General features: G+C 38.6%; 24 protein-coding genes. 18 read left to right on the top strand and 6 right to left on the bottom strand.

Features of this window, described 5'->3' with window-relative positions; genetic code table 11:
- Positions 1–10: 10 nt before the first annotated feature.
- Complete coding sequence (locus tag KHA95_RS15300; RefSeq protein ID WP_213138386.1) at positions 11–658, top strand: YesL family protein; 648 nt, start codon at positions 11–13, stop codon at positions 656–658.
- Between the two features lie 58 nt (positions 659–716).
- Here KHA95_RS15300 and KHA95_RS15295 read toward each other — a convergent pair whose 3' ends face one another.
- Together KHA95_RS15295 and KHA95_RS15290 are read right to left on the bottom strand one after the other, a co-directional pair.
- Positions 717–1,499 carry a class I SAM-dependent methyltransferase gene (locus KHA95_RS15295; protein ID WP_481748453.1) on the bottom strand — a complete coding sequence of 261 codons (783 nt, stop codon included), beginning with the start codon at positions 1,497–1,499 and terminating at the stop codon, positions 717–719.
- Positions 1,500–1,959: 460 nt separating this feature from the next.
- Positions 1,960–2,385: a DUF5342 family protein gene (locus KHA95_RS15290; protein ID WP_213138384.1), complete on the bottom strand. Its 426-nt coding sequence runs from the start codon at positions 2,383–2,385 to the stop codon at positions 1,960–1,962.
- Positions 2,386–2,724: 339 nt separating this feature from the next.
- On the opposite strand from KHA95_RS15290, the gene KHA95_RS15285 reads away from it, so the two are divergent.
- From KHA95_RS15285 to KHA95_RS15275, 3 genes are all read left to right on the top strand, one after another.
- Entirely contained in the window at positions 2,725–2,937 is a 213-nt protein-coding gene (locus tag KHA95_RS15285) for a gamma-type small acid-soluble spore protein (RefSeq protein ID WP_213138383.1), read from the top strand.
- 54 nt (positions 2,938–2,991) lie between these two features.
- The gene (locus tag KHA95_RS15280) at positions 2,992–3,174 is read left to right on the top strand and encodes a hypothetical protein (protein ID WP_213138382.1); all 183 of its coding nucleotides are present in this window, start codon (positions 2,992–2,994) and stop codon (positions 3,172–3,174) included.
- Positions 3,175–3,810: 636 nt separating this feature from the next.
- Positions 3,811–4,485 carry an RluA family pseudouridine synthase gene (locus tag KHA95_RS15275; protein WP_213138381.1) on the top strand — a complete coding sequence of 225 codons (675 nt, stop codon included), beginning with the start codon at positions 3,811–3,813 and terminating at the stop codon, positions 4,483–4,485.
- A 1,187-nt stretch (positions 4,486–5,672) separates the two neighbouring features.
- Here KHA95_RS15275 and KHA95_RS15270 read toward each other — a convergent pair.
- The gene (locus KHA95_RS15270) at positions 5,673–7,160 is read right to left on the bottom strand and encodes a catalase (RefSeq protein WP_213138380.1); all 1,488 of its coding nucleotides are present in this window, start codon (positions 7,158–7,160) and stop codon (positions 5,673–5,675) included.
- Between the two features lie 219 nt (positions 7,161–7,379).
- Between KHA95_RS15270 and KHA95_RS15265 the strand changes: the two genes are divergently transcribed.
- The 7 genes from KHA95_RS15265 to KHA95_RS15235 all read left to right on the top strand — a co-directional run bounded on the left by KHA95_RS15265 (position 7,380) and on the right by KHA95_RS15235 (position 13,044).
- Entirely contained in the window at positions 7,380–7,526 is a 147-nt protein-coding gene (locus KHA95_RS15265) for a hypothetical protein (RefSeq protein WP_213138379.1), read from the top strand.
- A gap of 12 nt (positions 7,527–7,538) precedes the next feature.
- Complete coding sequence (locus tag KHA95_RS15260; RefSeq protein ID WP_213138378.1) at positions 7,539–8,006, top strand: cytochrome c oxidase subunit II; 468 nt, start codon at positions 7,539–7,541, stop codon at positions 8,004–8,006.
- 14 nt (positions 8,007–8,020) lie between these two features.
- The gene (locus KHA95_RS15255; RefSeq protein WP_213138377.1) at positions 8,021–9,700 is read left to right on the top strand and encodes a cbb3-type cytochrome c oxidase subunit I; all 1,680 of its coding nucleotides are present in this window, start codon (positions 8,021–8,023) and stop codon (positions 9,698–9,700) included.
- Positions 9,701–9,791: 91 nt separating this feature from the next.
- On the top strand, positions 9,792–10,424 hold the full coding sequence (locus tag KHA95_RS15250; protein WP_213138376.1) for an SCO family protein: 633 nt from the start codon (positions 9,792–9,794) through the stop codon (positions 10,422–10,424).
- Complete coding sequence (locus tag KHA95_RS15245) at positions 10,421–10,978, top strand: hypothetical protein (RefSeq protein WP_213138375.1); 558 nt, start codon at positions 10,421–10,423, stop codon at positions 10,976–10,978. The genes KHA95_RS15250 and KHA95_RS15245 overlap by 4 nt, the downstream gene beginning before the upstream one ends.
- A 20-nt stretch (positions 10,979–10,998) precedes the next feature.
- The gene (locus tag KHA95_RS15240; protein WP_213138374.1) at positions 10,999–11,361 is read left to right on the top strand and encodes a cupredoxin domain-containing protein; all 363 of its coding nucleotides are present in this window, start codon (positions 10,999–11,001) and stop codon (positions 11,359–11,361) included.
- Positions 11,362–11,499: 138 nt separating this feature from the next.
- Positions 11,500–13,044 carry a catalase gene (locus KHA95_RS15235; RefSeq protein WP_213138573.1) on the top strand — a complete coding sequence of 515 codons (1,545 nt, stop codon included), beginning with the start codon at positions 11,500–11,502 and terminating at the stop codon, positions 13,042–13,044.
- A 91-nt stretch (positions 13,045–13,135) separates the two neighbouring features.
- Here the strand turns inward: KHA95_RS15235 and KHA95_RS15230 are convergent, their stop codons facing one another.
- From KHA95_RS15230 to KHA95_RS15220, 3 genes are all read right to left on the bottom strand, one after another.
- Positions 13,136–13,831 (bottom strand): Crp/Fnr family transcriptional regulator, encoded by a 696-nt coding sequence (locus tag KHA95_RS15230; RefSeq protein ID WP_213138373.1) that lies wholly within the window; start codon positions 13,829–13,831, stop codon positions 13,136–13,138.
- Between the two features lie 95 nt (positions 13,832–13,926).
- A complete protein-coding gene (gene ilvB / locus KHA95_RS15225; RefSeq protein ID WP_213138372.1) occupies positions 13,927–15,585 on the bottom strand; it encodes a biosynthetic-type acetolactate synthase large subunit in 1,659 nt (552 codons plus the stop codon).
- 105 nt (positions 15,586–15,690) lie between these two features.
- The gene (locus tag KHA95_RS15220) at positions 15,691–16,092 is read right to left on the bottom strand and encodes a YlbF/YmcA family competence regulator (protein ID WP_213138371.1); all 402 of its coding nucleotides are present in this window, start codon (positions 16,090–16,092) and stop codon (positions 15,691–15,693) included.
- 246 nt (positions 16,093–16,338) lie between these two features.
- On the opposite strand from KHA95_RS15220, the gene KHA95_RS15215 reads away from it, so the two are divergent.
- The 7 genes from KHA95_RS15215 (at position 16,339) to KHA95_RS15185 (ending at position 25,175) form a co-directional block, all read left to right on the top strand.
- A complete protein-coding gene (locus tag KHA95_RS15215; protein WP_213138370.1) occupies positions 16,339–18,837 on the top strand; it encodes a GH39 family glycosyl hydrolase in 2,499 nt (832 codons plus the stop codon).
- Positions 18,838–19,052: 215 nt separating this feature from the next.
- Positions 19,053–21,359: a beta-glucosidase family protein gene (locus KHA95_RS15210; RefSeq protein WP_213138369.1), complete on the top strand. Its 2,307-nt coding sequence runs from the start codon at positions 19,053–19,055 to the stop codon at positions 21,357–21,359.
- On the top strand, positions 21,352–22,584 hold the full coding sequence (locus tag KHA95_RS15205) for a PTS sugar transporter subunit IIC (RefSeq protein WP_213138368.1): 1,233 nt from the start codon (positions 21,352–21,354) through the stop codon (positions 22,582–22,584). Before KHA95_RS15210 ends, KHA95_RS15205 begins: the two co-directional genes overlap by 8 nt.
- Positions 22,585–22,791: 207 nt before the next feature.
- Positions 22,792–23,025 carry a DUF2249 domain-containing protein gene (locus tag KHA95_RS15200; RefSeq protein WP_213138367.1) on the top strand — a complete coding sequence of 78 codons (234 nt, stop codon included), beginning with the start codon at positions 22,792–22,794 and terminating at the stop codon, positions 23,023–23,025.
- 21 nt (positions 23,026–23,046) lie between these two features.
- Positions 23,047–23,379, top strand: coding sequence for a hypothetical protein (locus tag KHA95_RS15195; RefSeq protein WP_213138366.1), 333 nt, complete (start codon positions 23,047–23,049; stop codon positions 23,377–23,379).
- 11 nt (positions 23,380–23,390) lie between these two features.
- On the top strand, positions 23,391–23,930 hold the full coding sequence (locus tag KHA95_RS15190; RefSeq protein WP_213138365.1) for a DUF2249 domain-containing protein: 540 nt from the start codon (positions 23,391–23,393) through the stop codon (positions 23,928–23,930).
- 12 nt (positions 23,931–23,942) lie between these two features.
- On the top strand, positions 23,943–25,175 hold the full coding sequence (locus KHA95_RS15185; RefSeq protein ID WP_213138364.1) for a heme-copper oxidase family protein: 1,233 nt from the start codon (positions 23,943–23,945) through the stop codon (positions 25,173–25,175).
- The last annotated feature ends 13 nt before the right edge of the window (positions 25,176–25,188 follow it).

Below are 25,188 nucleotides of genomic sequence, written 5' to 3'. Positions count from 1 at the left end.
GTGGGGAAAAATGCAAATGAATCGATTATTAACAGGGATTTACAATGTTTGTCGATGGATTACTCATTTCTTTTATTTAAATGTATTATGGGTTGGCTTTACTTTATTAGGTGGGATTCTCTTAGGGATAATGCCTAGTACGATTGCCCTTTATTCAATTGCGAGAAAAACAGCGATGGGCGAGGAAGATATTCCGATTACAAAAACATTTTGGCATGTGTATCGGAAGGAGTTTTTGCGTTCAAACAGATTTGGAGCTATGTTGCTTATCTTGGCTCTCTTAATTACGTTTAATTTATTCTTTTTCAGAAGCTTTGAAGGATCTGGCAGCCTAATTATGAGCTTCCTAATGCTCTTAATTGCGGTTGTGTTCATTATCTTACTTTTTTATGTGTTTCCAGTTTATGTTCATTATAAACTAAGCTTGTTTGAGTATTTGAAGCAAGCGTTAATCATTGCCTTTTTACATCCCGCAAACCTGATCGCCATGATCATTACATGCGTAACAGCGTATTACTTTTTTATTTATTTACCGGGCTTTATTCCTCTTTTTGGCATCACCTTTTTATGCCATTTAAATATGTGGTTAGCTTATCAATGCTTTCAATCGATTGAGCGGATGACAGAAAAAACACATACAGGGCGGGTAGCTTTATAAACGTCATTATTGTAGACAAAAATGAAAGCATGCTAATTCTAAGCATGCTTTCATGTATCTATTGTACCTTCACTCCAATTACACGAATTCGCTTATAATCCGCGATCCATTGACCATCCACATATAGAATATGTTTTAAACGTTTTTCCGCATTCTCGATAACTATTTCTTTTTTTTCTTCAGTGAAGCCTGCTAATAGGTTATCCGCAAACATGGTGATCCAATTTCTAAGCCCATTTTCCCCTTCTAAAGGAGTAGGACGTGCAAAGTGATGGGCAAATGTTACGTGGAATCCAATCTTCTCCATTAAAGCTGTATATTCACCAATGCTAGGAAAATACCAAGGAAATTGCGTATAATCATACTCCATTCCTAGCTTCTCGATTTGATGGATCATTTCCTCGGTAATACTTTGGACATTTCCTATTCCGCCAAATTCAGCAACCAATCTACCTCCTTTTTTCAAGCTATTAAAAATGCTATGTAATACTCGTTCTGGCGGTTTTATCCAATGCAAGGTTGCGTTTGAAAAGACAGCATCAAACTCGTTATTGTACGGTAAATCGAGTGCGTTTTGCACTTGAAAGGAAAGATTCGGATACTTGTTTAATGCTTGATTTACCATATTTTCCGATTGATCAACGCCAATAATATTTGTGTCTAAATCGGACAAACGTTTAGCTAAATCTCCTGTACCACAGCCGAGATCAAGAATCTTTTCTCCTTTCATTGGAGCCAATAAATCAATGAGCGACTCACCATATTGTGAAACGAAAGCATGTTTTCTGTCATACAAATGGGCATTCCATTGATCGTCCATTGTCAAACACTCCTCAAAAATCTAGATTGGTTACAATTATAATGAATAAACGGAAGATTAGATATAGTCTTTTACAATCGATCAACTTAAAAATCAGAATAGGGGGATGTTTATATAAGTACAAGGAGATGAAAGCAGGATAATAATGCCCAATATGGCGCACTTAATCAAATAATCGCTCAGATGAGTGAAAGGGCGTATGAAATTTGGTTAACAGATACGAATAATCTTCGGAGATCGAGTAGTGGGCAATTTCTCACTAAGTGATTCGGAAAAATGAATGTTAAAAGCCTAACCTGCATGATGTGAATTAACAAAGGAGTTGAAATCTATGATAATTCGGCATAGCTTACAGTAAGGATTAGCTAGCGAGGAACAAACAGAACTCTTGATCACTTTAAAAACTTATAGATTTAATCGAATTAGACGTTTGCAAATGAATAAAAAATGTGGCTGCCCAAACAGGCAGCCACATGTAAATCTAATGCTCTAATTTATTTGTCATTAAGTTAGATACTTTAGATTCCATATTTTCAAGGTCTTCCTCTTCAAGAACATTTTTCGGATGGGGGTGGAACCATTGGATTTCTTCATCATGATAAATTCCTTGATATGTGTGACCTTCGATATTTAATGTAAATTGCTGACGTTCATGAATTTGATTTTTAAATAATGGTTTTACTTCAAAGTTTTCAATTTCTTCATTGGTTATTAAATCATAAACCTTGGTTTCAACATTCTCAAGATCTTCCTCTTCGAGAATATTTTTAGGGTGGGGATGAAACCATTGAATTTCCTTTTCATGAAAAATCCCCTGATATTTATTGCCTTCAATGCTTAATGTAAATTGTTGACGCTCGTGAATTTGTCCTTCGAAAAGCGTTTTTACCTCAAAATCTTGAACCATGTTGAAAACCTCCTCCTATTTTCATTTTCTAAAGATTTTAATCATGTCTTGCTTCTGTATTACCATCATAACGATCCAATTTAAAAGAACAATGAGGATAAGATTAAAATTTCATTAGAAAGTAAATCCAGAAATCGGCATTTTGTATTGTGATTTCTATATTGTGATCCATTGTAACATAAAATAAATAGAAATGAATGGGAAGTTTAAGGTAATTTCTCTTATGATCAAATGGTCATAGACGATCAATCTCGATGGTGATAGGTCTCATTATGATTCATCTGAATGAGAAAAGGATTTCAGGAGAAGCTAACGTGAAACGAAAATAGGAGTGGCGTGATGAAAACAAATGACGAAAATCGTTCAAATGACATATTCACAGTAGCCGGAACAAATATTAATGAAGTGAAAAGAAAAAATGAGCAATCGGGCATGTCTTACAATGAAGTAAAGGAATGGCTAGCCCAAACAACGGGTGGGAAAGGTACAACAATATATAGCGATACGGATGTGGAGGAAGTAAAAAGGAAAAACCGACAATCTACATGGTGACGAATATTTTCTCTCTCCTTTCTCATAATAAAGATGAAATGAGGAGGATGTCCCATGGCGAAACGAACGAAGAAAAAAGATGCGGAACAAAAGAATAAACAAGGATTTGACCAAAGTAAAACGGATGCAGAATTCTCTAAAGAATTTGGTAGCGCAAATGCTAATCGCGCACATAAGGAAAAAGCTAAAAAAGCAAAGTCATCGAAAAATCAAGGAGAATGGAAGGGGATGCATTAAAGGGTAAAGAAAAAGGCGTGATCCGAATAGGACCATGCCTTTTCCTTTGCCCTTTAAGAGGTGGCTACAATGTCCGAGAAAAAGAACGTTCGAAACCTAATTTCCACCCACATGATTGATTACCTTTCAGTATAAGCAGAATATTATAGAGGTTTCTTGGCATTTTTCTCCTCTTTTTCAGCCCGCTCAAAAAGGGGTGCACACGGAAAATTTGTTTATTCCATTTCACATTTCCCAAACTGTCCTTCCTGACGAACAATAAAATACCCGTCAATGCAGTTTGATGGATCTGACTGTCATTGCCTACCTGGCATAGGAAACATCCCTTTTTGCAGTCAGTCTTCAAGTTGCACTTTCACAAAAAATCTACTGCCAATTACGATAAAACACTGTGAATAGAACCATGTTTGGTTCTTGACGAGTGTACCAAATCGCCAGCGAAGCAAACTTTCCGCCAAGGCTGTGCATTTCATCCATTGAATGTAACTGTAAACTCCCCGTCTACATACATATCATCCAATGGTTGTTTCGCCTTGTATTTTCTATTTACCCGAATCAAAGGAGGATAAACATATTATGCGAAAAAAATTTTTCTACCATGTATAATGATGGGTACAAAAGGTAAGGAGAGCAATGATGAATATACCGATTCTATATGAAGATAACCATGTACTCGTTGTTGAAAAACCAGTAAATATTCCTGTACAAGCAGATAATAGCGGTGACAATGATTTATTGACGATTTTAAAACAAGACTTAAAAATTCGCTACCAAAAGCCTGGAAATGTCTATTTAGGGCTTGTTCATCGTCTTGATCGTCCTGTCGGAGGTGTGATGGTATTTGCGAAAACATCTAAGTCCGCATCGCGATTATCGGATGTGATCCGAAAAGGAGAGCTTGACCGCTGGTACATCGCTGTTGTGAGAGGAAAACCACAGGAAAATCAGGGAATATTGGAACACTATCTATATAAAGACACAAAAAAGAATAAAGTCCACGCGGTTTCAGCAGATCATAAGCAAGCAAAAAAGGCAGTACTTGAATACGAATTAATAGGAACGAGAGACAAACTAAGTCTACTTGCCGTTCGTCTGCATACAGGGCGTTCACATCAAATCCGCGTCCAACTCTCAGCATCCGGACTGCCACTTTATGGCGATCAAAAATATGGGCCAAAAGTAAATCGTCCTGGGCAACAAATCGCATTATGGGCTCGAACATTAAATTTTCCACATCCAACAACGAAAGAAATAGTGGAAGTTCATTCAAAGCCACCAAACGAATATCCATGGAATTTGTGGGAGATTTAACAAGCTGCTTGAAGAATCTGGAGCTAGCCCGTAGAAGAGTGGTTAATGATGTACAGATTGTTAATGAACCGATATTACGACTTTAGACAAGAAGCGAGAAAATGAAGATTGTCTAATCTTCCAAGTTCTTGCTCTAGCCCGGTGAAAACTGATCGATAAGAACTACCTAATCGCCAGTCCTCTTGATTTTAGATGAGAATCAGTCGATTAGGAATTGCCTAATGGACAAACTTCATGAAATTGTATAGTACTTGGTCGATAAGCCACTGTCTAATCGCCAGTCCTCTTGATTTTAGATGAGAATCAGTCGATAAGGGATTGCCTAATGGACAAACATTATGAATATGTATAGTACCTGGTCGATAAGCGACTGTCTAATAGCCAGTCATCTTGATTTTAGATGAGAACGAGTCGATAAGGGCGTTCCTAATGGACAAATATCATGAATATGCATAGTACCTGGTCGATAAGCCACTGTCTAATCGCCGGTCGTCTTGATTTTAGATGGAAACCAGTCGATAAGGGCGTTCCTAATGGACAAATATCATGAATATGCATAGTACCTGGTCGATAAGGGACTGTCTAATAGCCGGTCGTCTTGATTTTAGCTAAGAACGAGTCGATAAGGGCGTTCCTAATGGACAAATATCATGAATATGCATAGTACCTGGTCGATAAGGAACTGTCTAATAGCCGGTCGTCTTGATTTTAGCTAAGAACGAGTCGATAAGGGCGTTTCTAATGGACAAATATCATGAATATGCATAGTACCTTGTCGATAAGCCACTGTCTAATAGCCGATCTTCTTGATTTTAGATGGAAACCAGTCGATAAGGGCGTTCCTAATGGACAAATATCATGAATATGCATAGTACCTTGTCGATAAGCCACTGTCTAATCGCCGGTCCTCTTGATTTTAGATGGAAACCAGTCGATTAGGAACTGCCCAATGGCTAGCCATCTCACTTTTGGATAAGAACCTGTCGATCAGGATCTTTCGAATGAACCGCTTTCTCGACTCTCGACAGGAAGCGGTCAATTAGCCACCGTCTAACAGTCTAAGTTCTCATTTTAAAGTTTTTGATACGGTCACCATCGCAAATCATTTTCCAACTTTAATTGTCATCTGAATAAGTGAATGTCGATAAAACAAAAAGGAGCAGCCTCATTTCGCTGCTCCCTTGCAATTAATCATCCAATTCTACGGCTACTTCTAGCTCACTCCAAGCGATGCCGAGTGCTTCGGCTACGCCTTGGCCGTAGGCCGGATCGGCTTTGTAACAATTTTTTATATGACGTAGTTGAATATGTTTATCAGCTGGCCCAATATTGGCTGCTGTATTTTCGAATAGCGCCTGCTTTTGCTCGGCGCTCATTAAATTAAAGAGCTTTCCAGGTTGTTCGTAGTAATTATCATCATCTTCTCTGAAATTCCACCGGTCTGCATTGCCGTAAAGGGATAGAGCAGGTTCGCTGTATTCAGGCTGTTCTTTCCACTCACCATAACTATTCGGCTCATAATGGAGTGTGCTGCCAGCGTTTCCGTCCACTCTCATTGCTCCATCGCGGTGGAAGCTATGTACTGGACATCTTGGTTGATTGACCGGAATTTGATGATGGTTGACACCTAAACGGTACCGTTGCGCATCACCGTAAGAGAAAAGTCTTCCTTGTAACATTTTGTCAGGGGAGAAGCTAATACCAGGTACAACGTTTGCTGGTGTGAAGGCAGCTTGCTCTACTTCAGCAAAATAGTTATCCGGATTTCGGTTTAGCTCAAATTCTCCAACTTCAATCAATGGGAAATCCTTTTTATACCATACTTTTGTTAAGTCAAACGGGTTATATGGCATATTGTTTGCTTGTTCTTCTGTCATGACTTGGATGTACATTTTCCATTTCGGGAAATTGCCTTCTTCAATCGCCTCATATAAATCTCTTTGATGGCTTTCACGGTCAACGCCGACGACATCAATTGCCTCTTCATCCGTTAAGTTTTCAATTCCTTGTTGGGAACGAAAATGGAACTTCACCCAAACGCGTTCATTTTCTGCGTTAATCATACTGAATGCATGACTTCCGAAGCCGTGCATCGTCCGATAAGATTTCGGAATTCCGCGATCACTCATGACGATCGTTACTTGATGAAGAGCTTCAGGTAAGTTTGTCCAAAAATCCCAGTTATTATTTGCACTGCGCATATTTGTGCGCGGGTCACGCTTAACGGCGTGGTTTAAATCTGGGAATTTTAGCGGGTCGCGGAAGAAAAATACAGGTGTATTGTTTCCGACGATATCCCAGTTACCTTCTTCGGTATAAAATCGTAAAGCGAATCCCCGAATATCGCGTTCTGCATCAGCGGCCCCACGCTCACCAGCAACGGTTGAAAAGCGCGCGAACATGTCCGTTTTCTTGCCAATATCCGAGAAAATTTTCGCCCTCGTGTACTTCGAAATATCATGTGTTACGGTAAATGTGCCATATGCACCAGATCCCTTCGCATGCATACGCCGCTCAGGAATTACCTCTCGATCGAAATGAGCCATTTTTTCTAAAAACCAAACATCTTGCAATAACATTGGCCCTCTAGGACCAGCCGTCATTGAATCCTGATTGTTACTAACTGGAGCACCAGCTGCTGTAGTCATTCTTTTCTGATTTTTATTCTCACTCATTGGATCTCACTCCCTGACATGAATTTGTACACTATTAATGATAGCAAAAAGATTAGGAATATACCAGTAATTATATTAATTATAAAACGATAACGATTAAAATTTGGCTTGCTATATTTATTAAAAAATATTTTCAATAAGTGTGATATTCCTCACAATGGTGAGAATCACTATCAACTACACTAAAGATACAAAATGAATAAGGGAGGTCTCAGTTCTATGAAAGCAGTGAATGAGTCGAAATCACCTTTAAATAAAGAGGAAAAAGAAACGTATAAAGGGACGATGTTTTCAGTCGGTGTCGTTGGCTTCGTCATTTTGATTACGTATTTAGTACTTTATGGCCTATATATGGCAAGAGTATAGGAGGGGAAAAAGATGAAAATGCATCGATCTGAAGAGATATGGCTAATCATTAGCTTCGGAATGATCTTAGGATTCATGCTGTTAACGGGATATCAAACATTTGCTCTTGGAATGGGGCCACCGAGCCATACAGAGACGATTGACCCGCAAAAAGTAGATGAAACAGCACCATTCGACCAACCAGGCGTCTTTGAAATTGGGGAAAACGAATATGAAGTAGTGATGACGTTGGAAGTATTTAATTTTAATCCAGGAAATATTGAAATTCCTGCAGGGGCAACCGTACACTTTACAATGACTTCTAAAGATGTCATTCATGGCTTCCAAATTGCTGGAACGAATGTTAACGCAATGGTTATGCCAGGGCATATTCAAAAAATTAAACAAAAATTTGATGAACCTGGCGAATATTTAGTGCTTTGTAATGAATATTGCGGCGCTGGTCATCAATATATGAGCACAACGATTACGGTGAAATAAAGGAGGGGAGATCAATGGAGGCGGCGTTATCAGGATCATTTAAGGAAAAAACAAATAAAGCGCTTGGAATCAATGCGGCAGATGCCCGGTTTACAAGAACGTATATGATTGTAGCGTTTATCGCCTTACTCGTTGGGGGAACGCTAGGGTTATTGCAAGGACTCGAACGTGCCGGAGTTTTGCAATTACCGTCATGGTTTAACTATTACCAAGTATTGACGGCTCACGGTGTACTATTAGTTCTCGTTCTCACAGCTTTCTTCACAATTGGCTACTTTTACGCAGCACTATCACATACTTTAGGCGGACTTCTTCCAAAGGTAAGAAAAATGGGATGGATTGGCTTTGGAATGAAGGTGTTCGGACTCGTACTTGCAGTTATCCCTATTTTATTAAATAAAGCATCTGTCATGTTTACCTTTTATCCGCCGATGGCAGCTTCGCCCGATTTTTATATAGGCCTAGTGTTTATTGTATTAGGAGTATGGATGTGTGCATTTGGAGCTTTTATCAATGTAGCCCATTGGCGCAAACAAAATCCAGGAAAACATTTACCGATTTTAGCATTCTTCGGAACAGGCGTATTTGTCCTACTATTTTTCGGTAGTCTACCTGTGGCAATTGAAGTATTAACGATTATTCCTTGGTCATTCGGATGGGTAGAAACAATTAACGTTATGGTTGCACGAACACTGTTTTGGGCGTTTGGGCATACGCTCGTAAATATTTGGTATTTGACAGCCGTATCCGCATGGTATGTAATCGTACCAAAAATTATCGGCGGCAGACGCTTCAGCGACACGCTTACTCGCGTTGTGATCATGCTATTAGTCATTTTGAATATTACAGGTGGATTCCACCATCAAATTGTTGACCCTGGTATTTCGGAGTCTGTGAAATATATGCATGTGTTTATGAGTCTCGCAATTGGTTTTCCATCTTTAATGACGGCGTATGCAATGTTCTCGGTGTTTGAAAAAACAGCAAGAAAAAAAGGCGGAAAAGGACTCATTACATGGTATAAAAAACTTCCATGGGGAGATGTTCGCTTTCTCGCACCGTTCATTGCGATGGTTGCTTTTATTCCCGGTGGGGCAGGTGGAATTGCGCAAACAACGAACCAGCTAAACCAAGTAGTTCATAATACAATGTGGGTCGTCGGCCATTTTCACCTAACGGTTGGAACATCAGTCATGCTCACGTTCTTCGGAATTAGTTATTGGCTCATTCCATTCATTTCTAAACGTGAGTTAACACCAGCGATGAATAAAGTAGGTGTCATCCAAACTATTATTTGGACAGTTGGAATGTTGTTTATGTCTGGTGCGATGCATTATGTTGGACTGCTAGGCTCACCGAGAAGAACGTCCTACACAACATATGGAGATAATGCAACCGCGCTTAGCTGGGACCCATATCTGATTTTATTAGCAATCGGTGGAACGCTCTTGATTATTGGCGTCATCATTCAAGTGTACGCAGTATTTCATCTCATGTTCCGCGCACCAAAAGGCGTAACAGAATTTCCAATCGCGGAAAAAGAAGAAAACGACACGTACACACCTTATTGGACAGAGCGTTGGAGCGTAACGATCGTATTGATGCTCTTAATTGTAGCAATGGCCTATGTGATCCCGCTCGTTGAATTTATCGTCAACGCACCACCAGGATCGCCGCCGTTTAAAACATGGTAACAAGAAAAGTGTAAGGTGCTTGCCTAGTCCGGCGAGAAGGTTGGTTTATCCCTTCTTGCCGCTGCGGGACCTTTCAAAGGATGTGGTTTACATGATCCAAAACAAGCATAATCTGTTGGCTATCATCCTCGTTTTATTATTTGGGGCTGGACTTTTTTACATTGGCACGGACGGCTTCCAAGCGTATACAGCAGAAACCGCCCGGGTCAATCAACTAATTGAAGAAAAACCAAAGTTTCCGGACGTCATCTTAGAAGACAGTAATCAACGAATCTATCCAATTACCGAATTTGAGGATCAGTATTTATTCATCACGTTCATGTACACATCTTGCACGACGGTTTGTATTGAATTGGAATTTAATATGGCGGATGTGTATGAATTAATTCCGCGCGAATATCTCGGGAATAAAATCACTTTTTTAAGCATTAGTTTTGATCCTGAAAGAGATGATCCGACAACGTTAGATCGATATAAAGATTATTTTTATAGTGATGGGGAAACGTGGCGCATGGCTAGAATTAACGATCAAAAGCAGTTAGATGCATTATTAAAAAAATTTGGTGTTATCGTCATACCTGATGGAAGTGGAAATTTTGCTCATAACTCCGCCTTTTATTTCGTTGATAAACAAGGTCACCTCGTTGATGTGATGGATTATAAAAATATTGACGAGGCAGCTGCTAAAGTGATCGAAGTGTTGAAAGGGGAGGAGAAGGGATGAGGCAATCATTTTACGGCTTGCTGCTTTATCTTTTCCTTATAACTCCACCTGTCGCCCATGTAATGGAGTCAATTATGATCGTGCATATGCACATGCAAATGCCATTATTGATCATTGCCGGGTTTTTAATGGGAAAGTTTTTTCAAAATAAATTCCCGCGTTTTATTGAAAAATGGAATGGAAACGGTGTTCCAGGGATTCTTTTATTCATCATTATTTTCGTCTATTGGATGATTCCGCGAACGATGGATGAAGCGTTAACGGTATGGACGGTTGAACTATTCAAGTTTATTAGTCTCCCATTTTTAGCTGGTGTCCCTTTTCGTGATTCATGGCGAAAGCTAGAATTAACAGGGAAAAGCATTATTTTCGTCAGCTTTACGGCGATGTTTATCGGTTTAGGCTGGTTGTACATTCGTTCACCTGTTCAATTATGCAATAACTACTTGTTAATCGAACAAATTACACTCGGTTGGGGGTTTTTATTAACGGCGATTTGTATGATTGTTTATATGATTTACATGACTTTTATGGACCATACAAAATATGAATGAAATCAAAGGAGGAAACGGAAATGAAAAAATGGTTTTCAGCATTATTAATAGCGATTGTAGCTATATTGGCTTTGTCTGCTTGTGGCAGCAAATCAGAGGATGCTACGGGTACAGGAGAAGTAAAAGAGTTTACAATTGAAGCATCAAATTTTGATTTTGACCTTAAGGAAATCAAAGTAAATAAAGGGGATACGGTTAAAGTAACACTGAAAAATGTAGAAGGGATGCATGCCGTTGAATTCGAAGGGTATAAAAAAGAAGTAAAAGCTGATGAAACAATCACATTTGTTGCTGACAAAGCAGGAGAATTTGAATATATTTGTTCAATCTTCTGTGGAGCAGGCCATAATGATATGGTAGGAAAATTAATTGTAGAGGAATAGAATCGAATCTCCCAAACAGCTAGCACGGTAGCTATTTGGGAGATTTTTCTATTCGTGCATACTTGAATAAGTTCTGGAGATTAATATGACTATATCAACTTATTTGGAGGGAAAGATTTGAAAAAAAATGAAAGCGATATGACCTTAACGAATCGTCAAGGTCACCCAGTTACAGATAACCAAAACATTAGAACGGTTGGAGACAGGGGACCATCTACTTTAGAAAATTACCATTTCATTGAGAAAATTTCACATTTTGATCGCGAGAAAATCCCTGAACGAGTTGTACATGCACGCGGAGCAGGGGCACATGGATATTTTGAAGCTTTCGGGAAGGTTGGAGATGAGCCGATCTCTAAATATACGAGAGCGAAATTATTACAAGAAGCGGGGAAGCAAACGCCTGTCTTCGTTCGTTTTTCCACGGTAGCCGGTGGAGGTCAATCTCCGGAGACTTTACGTGATCCTCGTGGATTCGCGGTAAAGTTCTACACAGAAGAAGGAAACTGGGATTTAGTCGGAAATAATTTAAAAATCTTTTTTATTCGCGATGCAATGAAATTCCCTGATATGATTCATGCTTTTAAGCATGACCCGGTCTCACATCTTCCCGATCCAGAAAGAATGTTTGATTTTGTTTCGCAAACACCGGAAGCCACACATATGATCACCTTTTTATTTTCTCCATGGGGGATTCCGGCCAATTATCGTCAAATGCAAGGCTCGGGGGTGAATACGTATAAATGGGTAAATAGTGAAGGGGAAGCAGTGCTCATTAAATATCACTGGGTACCGAAGCAAGGGATAAAAAATTTAACACAAAAGGAAGCAGAAGAAATTCAAGGAAAGAATTTTAATCATGCGACTCAAGATTTATATGAAGCGATTGAACGCGGTGATTACCCTGAGTGGGAGCTGCATGTCCAAATTATGAGCGATGATGAGCATCCTGAATTGGATTTCGACCCTCTTGATGACACAAAATTATGGCCGGAAGATCAATTTCCATGGCTACCAATCGGAAAAATGATCTTAAATAAAAATCCCGAAGATTATTTTACGGAAGTAGAACAGGCTGCCTTTGGTACAGGTGTACTTGTGGATGGGCTTGATTTCTCTGATGATAAAATGCTTCAAGGCCGGACGTTCTCTTATTCTGACACTCAGCGTTATCGGGTAGGTACGAATTATTTGCAACTGCCGATTAACGCTCCAAGATGTAGAGTGGCAACGAATCAAGGCGGCGGACAAATGCAATATAAAGTGGACCGCGCCCCTGGTCAAAATCCTCACGTAAACTATGAGCCGTCGGTCCTAGGTGGATTACAGGAGGCAGCGAAAACAGGGAAAGATCATGAACCGTATTATGACGCTAAACTCGTTAGGCAAAAAATTGACCGGACCAATGATTTCAAACAAGCAGGGGAAACATATCGCGCTTTAGATGATGTGGAACGTCAAGATTTAATCTCAAATTTAGTCGATGCTTTAAAAATATGTAACCCAAAAATTCAAAAAAAAATGATCGAATACTTTACAAATGCTGACCCTGAATACGGCAAACGTGTAGCAGAAGGAATTAAAAATGCGAAACAGGAAAGCTACGAACATAACAGTAGTGCCACGGCAGATAAGGCAGTAAAGGACGCAGAAAAGATGGGGCATAAAACAGACGGTTATTAAGAAGCGCGAATAAATCTAAAACGATTGGTATTTATAATAGTTAAGGGCACGGAAAAGCTACTTGATTTTCATTGCCCTTAACATGATATCTTTATTTGTTTTCCAACAATTCTTTTATTCGATTAATATCTTTTATTACAATTCTTCTTCGATCAACGACCAAAATATTTTCCTTTGTCAGTTGGTTCAAAAGGCGGTTAATTGTTTCCCGAGTCGTCCCGACTGAGTTTGCGAATTCTTGGTGCGTCATTGGCAAATTGATCGTTATTTGCTGATCTTTCATTTGGCCGTGCTGATCAGCAAGTTTTAACAAGAAGGAGAGAGCACGATATTTAACATCCTGTCCAGTTAATACTTGAAGCTTTTCTTGCAACTCACGAATAATGTCTCCCATCACATGCATCATTTTTATTGCGATCGACGGCGTCTCGGTCATCAAATGTTCGAACAATCTGACCGGAATAGCGAACAGCTTACAATCAATAATCGCTTCTGCAGTTGCGGGGTATGGTTTTTTATTAAAAAGTCCTGTATGTGGAAACATATCTCCAGCTTTTAAGAACGAAATAATTTGCTCATGGCCATTTTCATCGGTTTTGTATGTCTTGACCAATCCTTCCATAATAAAGAAAACAGCTTCCTTTTCAACTCCCTCGGAAAAAATAACTGATTTTCTCGATACAGATCGTGAAATTGTAATCTCTTCAAGTCTATCTAATTCTTGGATCGTTAAATCTTGAAATAAGGGAATTTGCTGGAAAAATTCAGTGATCTTTTTGTCGCTCATTGGAATGCTCCTTCCATACTCTCTTCCTTCATTATAGCTAACGAATGGGCATCCACCAATATATACAAGGTAAAGATCACCAATTCTTCACAAGCTCATTCATGCTCGATCATTTCCTGATTGCTTAAACCAGGTGGAACGATCGGATATACATTCGTTTCCTCGATTACATCAAATTCCATAATAACGGGGCCATTTTTGCGAAGGGCTAACTTGATCATGTTTTTGGCATCATCAGTATTGTTAGCGGAAAAACCGTGTGCACCGAATGTTTTGGCCATTGAGGCAAAATCGGGAGAGCTAATTCGTACTGCCGAATAGCGTTGATTAAGAAATAACTGTTGCCACTGTCTAACCATGCCAAGATAACCATTTTTCAAAATTACGATTTTAATATTTAAGCCAAGATCAACGGCGGTCATCATTTCTTGCATATTCATTTGAAAACTTCCATCACCACTAATGCAGATGACTTGACGGTTGGGGAAGGCAACGGCAGCACCAATCGAAGCTGGTAAACCATATCCCATCGTTCCAAGTCCACCAGATGTTAAAAAAGACCGCGGCTGTGTAAACGTATAATGATGTGCTGTCCATATTTGATGCTGACCAACATCGGTCGTAACAATCGCCTCATCATCAGCTAATTCACAAACTTGCCGAATTACTTCTTGAGGAGTTAATAATTGCTGGTCAGATGTTTTAAATTTTGGCGCATGTTTCGGCCATTGATTGATTTGTTTATGCCAACGATGATGCGTTTTTGTTTGGACCCGGTTGAGAATGCCCCGAAGTGCATCATCGACGGATCCGCGTATTGCCATGTGAATATTTTTGTTTAATTCAGCTGCATCGATATCTACTTGAATCTTGAACGAATGGGGTGAAAAGGATTTACGTTTGCCAGTGACACGATCACTAAACCGCATTCCTAAGCAAAGTAGAACATCTGCCGCATGCACCGTGCGATTGGCGGCAACCGTTCCATGCATTCCAAGCATCCCTAAATAGAATGGATTGTTCGTTGGAAATGCGCCAATTCCCATTAATGTCGTAATTACTGGAAGCTGGCAACGGGCTGCAAGCTTTTGTAATAAAAATGGAGCGTCACCTGTAATACAACCGCCGCCAACAACTAGTGCTGGTCTTTCGGCGCTCATCAATCTTTCAACCATTTGATCAAGCTGGTCACCGTTGATTGTTGGTTGCGCCATCTTTATATACTTTTCGTCTTTAAAATCGAAAAATCTTGTTACTTTTTCCATCATTATATTTTTCGGTAAATCGATTAGCACAGGTCCGGGTCGTCCTGTTGCTGCAATCTGAAAAGCTTCGCGAATCATTTTTGGCAAATCATTTGGATTTGTAACGATATAATTATGTTTAGTGATTGACATGGTCATCCGGAAAATATCTACTTCTTGAAAACTATCCAAACCGAGTAAGTCCGTTGACACTTGTCCCGTTAGTACGATCAGCGGCACAGAGTCCATATAGGCAGTGGCAATACCAGTTATCGCATTCGTTGCTCCTGGACCACTCGTGACTAATGCGACACCTGGCTTTCCGGTTGCTCGTGCATAACCGTCGGCGGCATGAACGGCAGCTTGTTCATGCCGAACCAAAATATGATTAATACGATCACAATCAAATAAAGCATCGTATACAGGCAGCACTGCGCCGCCCGGATATCCAAAAATAGTATCTACTTCTTGTTCTATCAACAATTGAATTAGCATTTCTGCCCCATACATAATTTTCTTCCTCCTTATTTGTAGCAACATTACCAAAGGATTGAAGAAATAGATGTGATATGAATCACATTCTTTTAATGCTATGCGCAATTTTCTGATAAAAAATTAATGTCCACTGCCACAGCCAGCTTTTTTCAGTTCGCTTCGACTTGGCAAACGATTTAATTCAAGCGTTTTTGTGAAAAATTGACTAATTATCGTATGTAGTTGGTTAAATTCACGCTGAGCATATAAATATTGGCGAATGACATCATAATCATATAAAGCTCGCTCAGCCTGGTCATATGCCTCGATTTCCTCTTTACTTAATTCAATGTCTTTCTGTTCCTTTTCATAAAGGTGTTGATGTATTTCCATGAAATGCTCATATTGTTGCACTGCTTCTACATCTGAATTGAACTGATCGATCATCTCTCTAAACAATTTATAAGATTTTTGCTTCAATAAGGTAGAACAAAGTTCCTCCATCTTTTCAAAAACGAATTCTGTATTTGATTTTACAACCATTCTTCAATCACTCCACTTTAATCATTTGAAATCCATTTTACTTTACATCGATTTATAAGAAGGAGATGTGACAAGCCTCACAATTAAAATAATTGTTAATAATCATGAACCAATTCTATGCATGTCAAAAAATATAAATGGGATGCTTAATATTAAGAAAAGGCATTACTTTCATTACCATCTAGATCATGTGGTACATTATATAAAGAAAATGACTGCCCAACACATGGAAGGTGGCGTTAACATATGAGGCATAAATATGAGTTTATTGAACATCAAGAAAATTTACCTTTCAAAATGTTTATCAATAGCGTGGATTATATTCCATTTCATTGGCATAAGGAAATTGAGCTAATTTTTGTTATACAAGGGTCGATTGAGTTAATTGTAGAAAGTCAGCGGTATATACTGAATGAACGAGATTTGATTGTGATAAATAGCATGGATGTACATAAAGTTGATAAAATCGATTCGGAAAATGTGTTGTTAACGTTACAAATTGATCTAGACCTGACAAAGCACTACATTCCAGAATTAGATAAAGCAATATTCCATTGCAATTCCCAAGATACAGAGCATCAAGAGACATACGATATTATTCGGCGTTATCTCGCACAGATGGTCTGGGAATTCAATAAACGTGTACATGGATTCCGGTCAAATCTAGTGGGGATTCTTTATTTATTAATTGGGCATCTGTTTCGTTCTTTTCCTCATGAATTTAAAGATCCAGAAATGATTAAGTCCAATAATCATGATATGGAACGATTAAGCAGGATTATTCAGTACATTGATGAAAATTATATGCGAAAGCTGTCTTTAAATGAAATGGCAGAACGAGAGCATCTTAGTTTTTACTATTTTTCACACTTTTTTAAGAATAAGATGGGCTTGTCTTTTAAAAAATACCTAACCTTAATTAGGTTAGATAAAGCAGCTACTCAGTTGTTGGAAACGGATAAAAGAATCTTAGATATTTCTTTTGATTGCGGCTTTGCGAATACGAAAGCATTTAATAAGAGTTTTAAGGATAAATTTGAAATGACGCCAACCGAGTTTCGTCAGCAGTGTATTGGGCACCAAACTTTTCTTCCGCCATTAATCCCTTTAAAGATCGAGGAAACGCCCAATGGCATTTATTCAGATGTTTCTAAGGTAAACATCTTAGAAAATTTATTTGAATATTTACCTAGCGAGGAGACTTATGTTGCAGGGGAACTTACTACCATTAATCAACTTCGCGTTGAAGTTGATATCGACAAGCATAGTCAGCCCTATGAACCATATTGGCAAGTATTAACGACTGCTGGAAGAGCAGCAGAAGGTCTTCGAGCAGATTGGCAAGAACAATTTATAATGTTGAAAGAAGAATTAGATTTTCAGTACATTCGTTTCCATGGGATCTTTAATGATGAAATGATGGTTTATCAGGAATCACCTGAGGGAAAGAGCATTTACAATTGGAATTACGTCGATAAATTATACGATTTCCTCATTAAGACGAAGACACATCCATTTGTCGAATTGGGATTTATGCCCTCTAGTTTAAGACGTTCGGATGAGACGATATTTTGGTGGAAAGGCAATATTGCTCCGCCCAATGATATGAGAAAATGGACTGATCTCGTCGAGAATTTTATTCGCCATTGTATTCGGCGTTATGGAATCGAGGAAGTGCGAAATTGGAATTTTGAAGTTTGGAACGAGCCAGATTTAGAAGGTGTCTGTTGGGCTGGGACACGTGAAGAATACTTTGAATTTTATCAAGCGACAGCGAATACGATCAAGTCGGTTTCCCCCGAGTTAAAGGTAGGAGGACCTGCTCTTAATTATGGAACTGCTTTGGAAAAAACATGGCTGTCAGATTTCCTTCATTTTTGCGAGCAAAATGAAGTACCGATTGATTTTGTTTCGTTTCATATGTATTCCGAATACATAGATACAGCGGAAACAAAATCTACTCATTTAACTGAAATTAAGCAAGCAACATTTTATCAAGAAATCATTAACAGAGTGCAAGAAACATTATCCCGTGCTAATCGTAATGATTTAAGTATGCATGTGACGGAGTGGAATTTCTCACTTTTTTCACGAAATCTTATTCATGATACGATGTTTATGGGGCCGTTTATTATCAAGCATGTGCTTGATTCAATCGGTAAGGTTCAGTCGCTTGGTTTTTGGACATTTACTGACATTTTTGAGGAATTTCTTGCAGGTACATCGGTATTTCATGGCGGGTTTGGCTTGATGAATATGCAAGGCTTAAAGAAGCCTTCCTACTATGCCTACTATTTGCTGAATAAATTAGGGCCTCACATCATTAAGAAAGGTGAACAGTATATCATCACGAAGAAAAACGAGGACATCCAAATACTTGCCTTTAATTATAGTCATGTGGATCAACTGTTTATGGAAGGTGATTGGTCAGGTATTACGGAAAAAGATCGATATAGTGTGTTTGAAATAAAAGAACAAATAAGTCTTGAATTGAAGATCCACAACATATCCGGAGATTATAAATTTACGCACTATCAGTTGGATCGCAAGCATGGCTCTGTCTTTGATGAGTGGTTAGCGATGGGTGCGCCCGAATCTCCTTCAACAGAGGAAATTAATTATCTGAAAAAAAGAAGTGGGCCAACAATTCGAACAGAACAGCTTGTTGTTGACTCTTCCATTCAAGTGACAATGGAAATTCCATCTTTTGGTGTCCAATTAATTACTCTTAATAAAACCATCTAATGAACACAAGACATTCTTGCTAAACAGCAGGGGTGTTTTTTGTTTTTTTTTGATTTTCCCCGATGATTGCGTTAACCAAATCAACAAAAAACGCCTTGAAACTTAACAAAAACATCGAAGTAAAGGTTAACCAACTTATATACTATGAAGGTTATAAGGTCGATTCAAATTTAAAATCATGAGAAATAGATTTAACATCAGGAGATGAAAAGAAGATGAATATAAATGAAAGCCTTTCAACGTTAACATTAGAAGAGAAGATATCTCTACTATTTGGAAAAGGAATGTGGGAGATCGCTGGTGTTAGTGATATTCCAGATGTAATGATGGTGGACGGGCCACATGGAGTACGTAAGCCGCTTGACATTAATACGACCGGAGTATTCGAGGGGAATAATCCAGCAACGGCTTTCCCGATATTAGGAGCGCTAGCTTCCACTTGGAACCCCGAATTAGCTCACGAAGTAGGGGAGACTTTAGCGAATGAATGTCATCATTATGATGTTCATGTACTCTTGGCACCTGGAGTAAATATCAAACGAACTCCATTAGGAGGCAGAAACTTCGAGTATCTTTCTGAAGACCCGATTCTAGCAGGTGAAATAGCTAGTGCCTATATTAATGGTTTACAAGAAAACGGAATTGGTACTTCACTAAAACACTACGCAGCTAATAATTCTGAATTTGAGCGGATGACAATTAGTTCGGAAGTGGATGAACGAACATTACGTGAAATTTATTTAACTGCTTTTGAAATCGCTATTAAAAAATCAAATCCTTGGCTTGTTATGACTTCTTATAATCTAGTCAATGGTTATCGCTCGGAGGAAAATCCGCATTTAATGAATCAAATTTTGCGAAATGAATGGAATTATAACGGTGTAACAATTTCCGATTGGGGAGCTGTCACGAATCGCTTAAAAGCATTGCAAGCGACTCTAGATATTGAAATGCCAGGACCGTCTCTTTCTAGGCAAAAACAGTTAGTTGAACAGATTCGCAATGGTGAAGTCGATGAGGCCGTAGTTGATGCTAGCGTGAAACGAATCCTCGAATTAGTTATGAAAGCGATTAAGGGGAAAAAATTGGCGAAAGACGCTTGTGACTTCGACCAACATCATTTAGTCGCAAAGCAGGTAGCTGTTGAAGGAACAGTATTATTGAAAAATGAAAATGCCGTTTTACCGATTCGAAAAGGAAAAACGAAATCAATATTAGTCCTTGGTAAACATGCGATTGACCCTCGAATTGGTGGTAAAGGCGGAAGTGCAATGGTCACGCCGTATCGCTTGGACATTCCGTTGGAAAAGATGAAAGAAATTGCCGGTGATGATATTACGATTCATTATTTGGATGGATATGATGATTTTGATCCAAGTAAAAATAAAATGAATCAGCAAGAAGCGATTGCTTTAGCGAAACAAGTAGACAAAGTCATTATCTTTGCAGGCATACCAGAAGAATTAGAGGAAGCGGAGGGATTTGATAAAGAAGTGACTGAATTGCCGCAGTCGCAAATCGATCTGATTTTAGCTATTGTACAAGAACAAGCAAATACGGCGGTTGTTTTATCGAATGGTTCTCCGTTAACGATGACTAGCTGGGTGGATCAAGTGCCCGCCTTAGTTGAAGGCTGGTTTGCCGGACAGGCAGGTGGAAGTGCAATTGCCGATATTTTATTTGGGCTGGCAAACCCATCAGGCAAGTTGTCGGAAACATTTCCTGAACATATATCCCATAATCCAGCGCATTTAACTTACCCAGGTGAAAATGGCAAGGTTCATTATCGTGAAGGTATTTTCGTTGGCTACCGCTACTATGATAAAAAGAATATCAAGCCACTGTTCCCATTTGGACATGGTCTATCTTATACCGAGTTTACGTATGAATCGATTCAAGTGAACAAGGAAGCAATAAACGATACTGAAACTGTTGAAGTAACTGTAATGATCCGAAATAATGGCTTAATGGCTGGTAAAGAAGTAGTCCAACTTTATGTGAGTGATCAAGGTTCTCGTGTAATCCGCCCATTAAAGGAACTAAAAAAATTCGAAAAGGTTGACTTACAGCCTGGTGAAGCTAAGCAGATTACTTTCAAATTAGCGAAACGTGATTTTTCCTATTATGATGTTGGATCTCAAGGATGGCATGTAGAAACAGGATTATTTAATCTTTTAGTAGGAAGTTCCGTTGCAGACATTCGTTTATCAACTACGATACATGTAACTTCAACTGAAGTGAGGAATCCTATGCTTACACGAAAAAGCTTAACAAAAGAATGGTTACAAGATGAAAATGGCAAAAAAATTATCGTGAATTTCTTTGATCAGCTAAGTGACGAATTGAATATGGAAGATCCATACACTTTATCATTTCTTAAGGAATGCCCAATTCCAGCAGTGATTTCGCTATTTGGGCAAAAATGGATGGATGAAAATGATGCTGATGCCGTATTAGATCAGTTGCTTGCCCAAGTTAATCAGGTGAATGAAACTGCCAAGGGAGGGCTTTTAAATGGATAGGTTAATTAACTGGATGAATGTAAAGTTTGCGCCGAAATTAAACAAGTTCACTGAAAATGTGTATGTTTCCTCCATTTCTGAGGCAATCATGGTTATATTACCAATGATCCTTGTCGGTTCATTATTAACCCTATTTTCCATTTTAAATGATTTTATCTCATGGTTGCCTGATTTATCGCCAATTACAACATTCAGTTTCGGATTATTCGGCTTATTTATCTCTTTCCTAACACCATATTATATTATGGATAAAAAGGGCTATGATAAAAACAAGATCATCGCAGGTGCAACGGGGTTATCACTATTTTTAATGCTCTTACGACCTTCCATTACGGATGAAGGACATATTACTTTCATTTTAGAAAGACTTGGGCCATCCGGAATGATGAATGCATTAATTGTCGGAATGTTTGTCGGCCTAGTAATGGGGATCTTTAAACGCTTTTCATTTTTTAAAAAAGGCAGTGAACTCCCGGAGTTTATTATCGAATGGATTGATTCATTAATTCCGATAACCTTTATTTTACTTGTAGGTTGGCTATTTAATTATCAATTACAAATAGATATGTTTGATGTAATATTAGGAGCGCTTGAACCACTTACTTTAATTAGTCAAAGTTTCGCAGGGTTTGTGCTCATTAATTTCATCCTAGTTTTCCTTTATTCGTTTGGGATGAGTCCTTGGGTTTTAATGCCAATCCTAATGCCAATCTGGCTGCAAGCGATTAATGAGAACTCTTCACTTGTTGGACAAGGCTTAGACCCAGTTAATATTAATACATTTGAAACATTTTTCTCTGGTTGGCTTGGGGTCGGTGGTTTAGGTGCAACACTTCCATTGGTGATTTTGTTATTCTTTGCGAAATCAACACGTTTGAAAGCAGTTGGTAAGACAACATTAGTTCCATCCTTGTTTAATATTAATGAGCCAATTGTTTATGGAGCCGTTGCTTTTAATCCGATCTTAATGATTCCATTTTGGATAAATGGATTGGTATCACCAATCATTGTATACATTGCTCTTAATACTGGATTAGTTCCAATTCCAAGCATACTGTTTCAACTTTGGTATACACCACTCGGTATTTCAACATACATTATTGCGGGCATAACGGGATTAATTTTACTCGCAATTGTATTGGTGATCATGTTCCTTATATGGTTCCCATTCTTTAAAGTGTACGACAAACAAGAATGGGAAAAAGAGAAAAAAGAAAGAAGATAGGTATAACTAATATTCACTAGCTAAAAAGTACCGGGCATGGTTTTTGCCCGGTTTTTTTTACCTCGAAACTTTACATCGATTTTATAAGAAGGAGATGTGACAAGCCTCACAATTAAAATAATTATACTATGTGATACGCATCACAGAATCGTTGCACTAACAGGCTTAAGATGATAGGTGTAATCAATTATTTAGGAGGAATCAATGATGAGTACTTTTGCAGCAACAGTTAAAGTAACAGAGTATCCGCCACATCTTAAACATAAAGTTATTTTCGAGACGTTTAAACAATTACATTCTTCAGAGTCAATGTTAATCGTAAATGATCATGATCCAGTACCATTACGTTTTCAGTTTGAGTCAATGTATGAGGGAAAATTTAACTGGGAGTATATCGAACAAGGTCCAACAACATTTCAAGTAAAAATAGATAAATTATAATATCGTACGGAGTTGATCATAGTGGTAAATGTGACGATTACCGATGAAAAGAAGATAAAAATTACATTAACGATTGAGGATGCCATTTCAATGGTTCAAGCTGCGGCTAGAGAAGTGGAAAATTATGCATATGAAATTATGATGATCTATGAAAAAATGCCTGAATTTCATTTTACGCATTATTGTTTTTATGCGTATGAAAATAGCGCGCAATTATTTGAAAAAATGTTGGGAATTGATCCGAAACAATACAAGTTATTTTCTCTTGACGCACCAGATGCTTTCTTTTACTCACTTTATGGAGGAATGGCAAGTTTATATGAGAGCGCAAAAAAATTCGTTTCAGCGGCATAAAGGGAGGATTCATGATCAAACAGTCTTATCGCACCGTTGAGTTAGATGTAAGACCTTATTTAAGGGAAAAAATCGAGCCGTTTAAAATCATTATGGATACGGTGAAAAGCTTGGAAATGGATGATGTGTTTGTTCTTCACGCCACCTTTAAACCAACTCCGCTTCTAGGAGTTTTGAAAATGCGCGGATTTGTAAATAAGGTCGAAAAGAAAGAAAAGGATCATTGGATTGTCACGTTTGTAAATAAGAAAAATCGTCATCTGTTAAATATTGATCCAAATGAAGTGATCGAACCTGCCTCGGTCTCGCCAAAGAAAAAGACGGAGCGAGCCGCAAAAACGATCGAATTGGATAATCGAGGTTTGGAGCCGCCACAGCCGATGATGCGGACGTTAGCGGCTTTAGACCGAAGTCAGCCAGGTGATCAGGTGCTCATTCATAATGATCGAGTCCCCGTTTTTTTAATCGAGGAATTAAACGGGCTTGGTTATCCTTTTCATGTTGAAGAACAAACGGATGGCACAGCGAAAGTAAAGATTCAAAAAGTGTAAGGAGGGATGAGCATGTCTCGTCTCCCATTTTTCTTTATTATAACGGGAATGATCGGATTTTTCGTCTTTCATGGGGCGTCGATAATTTCCCTTTTTGATTGGATGAATCATAGCTTGCGGGGTCCCGACGGATGGTTTCATATTCATTTATTCGTTCTTGGGTGGGCAACGATGCTTGCGATGGGCGCAGTCTACCAGCTTATCAATGTCATTTTGCAATCAGAGATTTATAGTAAAAAGCTCGGTTATATTCATTATGCCGTTTTCACGATCGGACTTTCCGGTCTATTATATGGTTTCCTAAAAGCAGAAATTTTTATGATTGCTAGCTTTGCTTCGTTAATGTTTATCGGTATTTTAATATTTGCGTGGAATATTTTTATCACATTAATACGTGCATCGCTATGGAACGCAATTACGATTAGTGCGGGTTGCTCCGTATTATATTTAGTTTTGACAGGTGTGTCAGGGCTTGCGATGGGGATCAATTTTGTGACAGGGACATGGAATTTGTATCACGAAAACATATTCGCGGCCCATATTTGGTTAGGAACGATTGGCTGGTTTGGCTTGCTCATCACTGGATTTAGCTATAAAATGCTACCGATGTTTTACTTATCACATCATTATCCTGTTCGTTTGCAAAAGATGATTGTGCTCATTTGGAATTTCGCTGTTTTATTTGGGGCTGCCTCGTTTTTATTGAATGGCGGATTCGCGTTTATCTGGTTTACCCTTTTTGTGATCACGGTCGCAATCATCTTGTATAATGTTCATTTATTGCAAATAAAGAAATATCGCTTCAAAAAAAGTCCCGGACTTGGAATCATTTGGTCCATTTATGCAAGTCAAGCATTGATGGTATTTGCGATGATTATGACCATTTACGCATTCATTTTTCCAGGGCAAATGCTTACCGCTAAATCAATATCGTTGGCAGGCTGGATTTATATTGGCGGCTGGGTTTCTTTCACGATTCTTTGTTATGCATCAAAAATTATTCCGTTTCTTTGGTGGTCGATGAAATATGGCAAACAGGCTGGAAAGGCTAATACACCGTTAATGGCTGATTTGCTCGATGAAAAGAAGGTAAGGGCTGGGTTAGCAGCCATTGCCGTTTGTATTATTAGCTTATTAATTGCATTTATTATTGACGCATCAACGCTGATGTTAATAAGCGGAATCGCATTTTCCACTTTTTCTATTTTGTATATGGGGTTAATTGGTTTCGTATTTTCACGCTAGAGGAGTGAGGCGA

It is taken from the genome of Bacillus sp. FJAT-50079 (assembly GCF_018343515.1).
Taxonomy (GTDB): domain Bacteria; phylum Bacillota; class Bacilli; order Bacillales; family Bacillaceae_C; genus Lederbergia.
Note: the sequence above shows the minus strand (reverse complement) of the source record. Positions and strands in the feature narration are given on the sequence as shown.